This window comes from Paenibacillus sp. Root444D2 (assembly GCF_001426375.1).
Lineage (GTDB): Bacteria > Bacillota > Bacilli > Paenibacillales > NBRC-103111 > Paenibacillus_E.
The window spans coordinates 1-3986 of record NZ_LMEO01000042.1 but is presented as its reverse complement, the minus strand read 5'-3'; the positions used below and the strand labels follow the sequence as shown (position 1 = coordinate 3986).

The 3986-nt window shown below is 35.5% G+C and carries 6 protein-coding genes; all 6 read right to left on the bottom strand.

The window, feature by feature from the left end; translation table 11 throughout:
- Window positions 1–140: 140 nt before the first annotated feature.
- The 6 genes from ASD40_RS21770 to ASD40_RS21750 all read right to left on the bottom strand — a co-directional run bounded on the left by ASD40_RS21770 (window position 141) and on the right by ASD40_RS21750 (window position 3817).
- Window positions 141–413: a hypothetical protein gene (locus ASD40_RS21770; RefSeq protein ID WP_057305266.1), complete on the bottom strand. Its 273-nt coding sequence runs from the start codon at window positions 411–413 to the stop codon at window positions 141–143.
- A gap of 222 nt (window positions 414–635) precedes the next feature.
- The gene (locus tag ASD40_RS21765) at window positions 636–1028 is read right to left on the bottom strand and encodes a VOC family protein (RefSeq protein WP_082562364.1); all 393 of its coding nucleotides are present in this window, start codon (window positions 1026–1028) and stop codon (window positions 636–638) included.
- An 820-nt stretch (window positions 1029–1848) separates the two neighbouring features.
- Window positions 1849–1983 (bottom strand): hypothetical protein, encoded by a 135-nt coding sequence (locus ASD40_RS39135; RefSeq protein ID WP_268795921.1) that lies wholly within the window; start codon window positions 1981–1983, stop codon window positions 1849–1851.
- A 217-nt stretch (window positions 1984–2200) separates the two neighbouring features.
- Complete coding sequence (locus ASD40_RS21760) at window positions 2201–2491, bottom strand: hypothetical protein (protein WP_057305265.1); 291 nt, start codon at window positions 2489–2491, stop codon at window positions 2201–2203.
- A 126-nt stretch (window positions 2492–2617) separates the two neighbouring features.
- On the bottom strand, window positions 2618–3142 hold the full coding sequence (locus ASD40_RS21755) for a hypothetical protein (protein ID WP_057305264.1): 525 nt from the start codon (window positions 3140–3142) through the stop codon (window positions 2618–2620).
- 186 nt (window positions 3143–3328) lie between these two features.
- Entirely contained in the window at window positions 3329–3817 is a 489-nt protein-coding gene (locus ASD40_RS21750) for a CBO0543 family protein (protein WP_057305263.1), read from the bottom strand.
- Window positions 3818–3986: the final 169 nt, after the last annotated feature.

Below are 3986 nucleotides of genomic sequence, written 5' to 3'. Positions count from 1 at the left end.
CTCCTTGATGGTGTTGGGTTATACCCTTTGACAAACCCATCATACCGAGGCGCTCCTTTTCTTTCAAAGTCCAATTCTTAGGACTAACAGGAATGTTTAGCTGAACGAATAAGGCTGCCCATCGAAGGCAGCCTTATGTCTTACATTCTACGCTTTTTTATAACTATGACAGCAGTAACGTTAATTAATAATATAACACCTAAACATATAGCATAAATAATGATTTGTATAACTTGACCCAATCCATCTGTTTCAGTTACCCACCACCAAACTGTACCTAAAAATAAACAAACAATATTAATAACTGTTGCGATTGAGATAATTGTGGCAAGTTTATGATTCTTATTTAACTTGATACTATAGAACAGTGAAAATAATAAAGAAATCACTACAGGAAAGACAAGCTTAACCATTTGTTTATAACTCCCTTTAAAGTATCCAACATAAAGTTACTTTCAATCAAATTATAGGATGTTATGGCTTAATTAAATAGTGCTATCTTTATCTAGTACCTGATTTAATACCGCACTAAACTGCCCGTTAGCGCAACGAGGCCGCCGTTCAAAACGCAGCAGCCTCGTGGTATAGTTTATTGCGCTATCGTTTCCGTTAGCGTAACGACAAACCCACTTTGATTAGCTATTTTTATTTCCCGAACCGAAACCTATAACGTATCCATCCAAGTCTCGAACAGAGAAATCCTTCCAAGAACCCCAGTCTTGTTCGATTACTTTTGGTTCCGAGACAATAATTGCTCCATTTGTTTTAAGTTCAAGATATAAAGCATCAAGTTCGTCATGGGTTTTTACATAAGCATAAGTATTCCAAGTTCCTTTATTCGGTCTAACATCTTCAATGTCTTTTGCTTGAATTAATTTAAAACCTAGACCGAAATTATCTCGAATTGCCCAGTGTTCGTTGACTTCACATCCCAAAGCACCTTCATAGTATTTCATTGATTTTTCTAAATCTGTAACTAACAACATAGTAAGGGAATTTTCAACTTTCGCTTTGACTATTTCCGCCACTACTTAACCACTCCCGACTTGGAAAATATACCCATACACATTATAGCGAATACACGTTCGGAGGTAAAGACTAATTTCACCAAAAATCACTGTAGAATTCTGCCCGTTAGTTTAATCAGTACAGCCAGATTTCGAAGTTTTCGTTTATCCACCAATCCGCTTCAAGCCGTCTGTCGGGAATGAGATAAAGTTCTTGTCAAAATCGGGAATGGGATAAAGTTCTTGTCATTTTGTTTTGACAAGAACTTTATCCCATAAAACAAAAAAGCCGCGATTTACGCGACCTTTAATGAGATAATGTTCTTGTCACCCGACAAATACACATAACTACAGCATAAATCCCCACACTCCCTTAACAGACTTTATTTCCTCCGTTTCAAATATAAAAACAGCTTCATTGGATATTTTTTGTACAAAGAAGTTGATGGGAATAATAAGGCGTGGAGAAAAAGTATGGGAAGTGGATGAGGTAAAGAAAATAAAAGCTGAAAAATGACGCTTTATTCTATGGATTAGAAGCCCACGCTCCCCTCAATCATCGCTCTACAAGCCATCCTAGAAGCTCTCATGAACATAATAAAAGCATCATCTTGTGTGATGATGCCTTAATGATGTTTCACCGCGACATGCTATGTATATGGAACTTCTCTTTTATTAAACTAACGTTTCCGTTAGTTGAATGGTCAAGTTTGTATAATTCGTTTTACAACAGTTTCTAACTTCGTTTCCAAGTCCTCACTGAGCTCGTTATAGAACTGATTGTCTAGCATTTCAAATAATTCAAATAAGTGATCGTGTTCTCCATCATCCCATGAATTAATTATTTCATTTCTTTCATCAATATTTTGTACCAAATTCTTTCATCAGGGGTCAAATTACTGTAGCTTTCCTTATCAAGTTTTTCAAATAACTTTTGCCAATGCTCTTGCCAATCTTCATACTGTAATAAGACCATTAAAGCGCCCTCTTTTCATTTAAGTTACATATAATTTCAACAAATATTTCCATCTACCTTCTTTAAGAATCCTGCCCGTTAGCACAACAGGCCACCGAGTTTATCACCGGCAGCCTGCTAGATCTTGTTATGAAGCTATCGTTACCCGTTAGTTGAATGTTCGACTGCATATTCATCGACTTAGCTAATTCAAAAACCTAATATCTTGTTTCTAAGTCTACGATAATTTATTAACCCAATTTGATAATTGTTTCATAACTAAGTCAAATTTATTTATCTTATCATCTCTAAAATAAATTTCTAAAACTTCGTCAATCACTGTCAGTTCAATATCTTGCATATTCGTTAATAGATTCTCATCACCTGATCTCCATTGCGACCAATAACTCCAACACCAATTTGAAAATTGTTCAATTGTAAATTCATTCTCACCATCTTCTATCATCCTAAGTAAAATTAGAAAATTTGCTTTATTAAATACATACGTTTCAGTTAGTTCTTGTTTCATGTGCTCATTAGTTCCTTACATAATTAAAATTATTTTTCTGCAGTTCCACGTAAACTCTGCTAACTCAACTATCGTTATTCGTTAGCTTAATAACTTAATCCGTTATAGCAAGTTTTCTGTATTGGTTTAAGCATAAATTCCCCATTCATATATGAAGTAATAATCATTATTCTGACAAAAAAACTTATCATATACATGCCCTTTTTTTAACCTTATCACTTCTGGATTTTCTGTGATTTTCATAAAAAAGTTATTAGCTGCTGTTTTTGTTACATTTAAGCTCTCTAAATCATATTCTACTTTTTTAATAAAATTATTTACGTCAACGAACTCCAATTGAATACCTTCAAATTTAAGATAATTTTCAGGAATCCAGATTTCTTTTATGGCTTTAATCCACTGCAAATCATCAGGAGAATGTTGTGTACTAATATCCCATTCATGCATGTCATGTAACTCTTTACAAAAAATCGCTGCAAATGCTTCTTTAAGATTTAAGAACTGGTCGCACTTTGTAAAAATTGTATCTATCGCCATATAGCCCTTAGAAAAATCGTATTTTTCAAACATAATTGTTGACAAATCTGCCTCAGCAACTTGCTTTGAAAAGAAATCCAAATCGCCAAAAAGTTCTTTTATGTTACTTAACAAACAATTTCCTCCTAAAAAGTACGTGTAGAACCAAGTTTGTTTAGTGATTATTTAATGTTAAGACTAATAATACTCCAAAGCCACCAGCTAACCTGCCCGTTACTTCAATGAAACAGAGAGCAGCACCGCGGTGGTCTGCTCCCTGTTCTAGTTGAACTAACGTTTCCGTTAGTTGAACAACCCAATTCACTTAGCGGATCTTATCCCACCCGTTTGTTTCCTGATGAACCAGAGATAAAACGACCTGTCTACGTAAAAGGTTATCAGAAGGGAGATCCAAGTCCAGTACCAATGCCAAGTAATGTAATGAATCAGGTGAGTGTGCTTCTCTAACAATACCTCCAATGCGGTCATCCAACTTGGGAAAAACAGAAACCACAGTGTTTTCGGAATGATTCCTTTTTTTTCTGGAAATTTCAAATTAAATACGACACAAATAGCGGGATAGATGAAATATTCAAAAGAAAAACTGTTCCGTGCTGCATTGGCAAACTCGCGAACAGGGTATTCAAGCAGATTGTACTGCACAACTACAAGCCCAAGGAGCCAGGTTTGCACTTGTTTAAACGAGAATATTACGAACGCCTCTCGGATTTTAATGCGGGTGACCGTCAGAATTAAAAGCACACTCATTATAATCCATATACCGATCATTATGATTCTGTCCAATGTCAAAATAACGTAACACCTCGTTCAAGTAAGATGCGCTCATTATCTCCAAATAGACCAGATATTATTATTGAGCTCTACTGCCCTTCCCTCGGTTTTAAGGGTTTATCTCACATATACTCACTCATTCGCAGGATTTTGACACCTTGGTTTGCAGATGTTGTTCAGGAGAGCG

Coding starts and splice junctions, on each gene's coding strand:
- ASD40_RS39135 (WP_268795921.1), bottom strand. CDS start 1,983: ATGGTCTTATTACAGTATGAAGATTGGCAAGAGCATTGGCAAAAGTTA.
- ASD40_RS21760 (WP_057305265.1), bottom strand. CDS start 2,491: ATGAAACAAGAACTAACTGAAACGTATGTATTTAATAAAGCAAATTTT.
- ASD40_RS21770 (WP_057305266.1), bottom strand. CDS start 413: ATGGTTAAGCTTGTCTTTCCTGTAGTGATTTCTTTATTATTTTCACTG.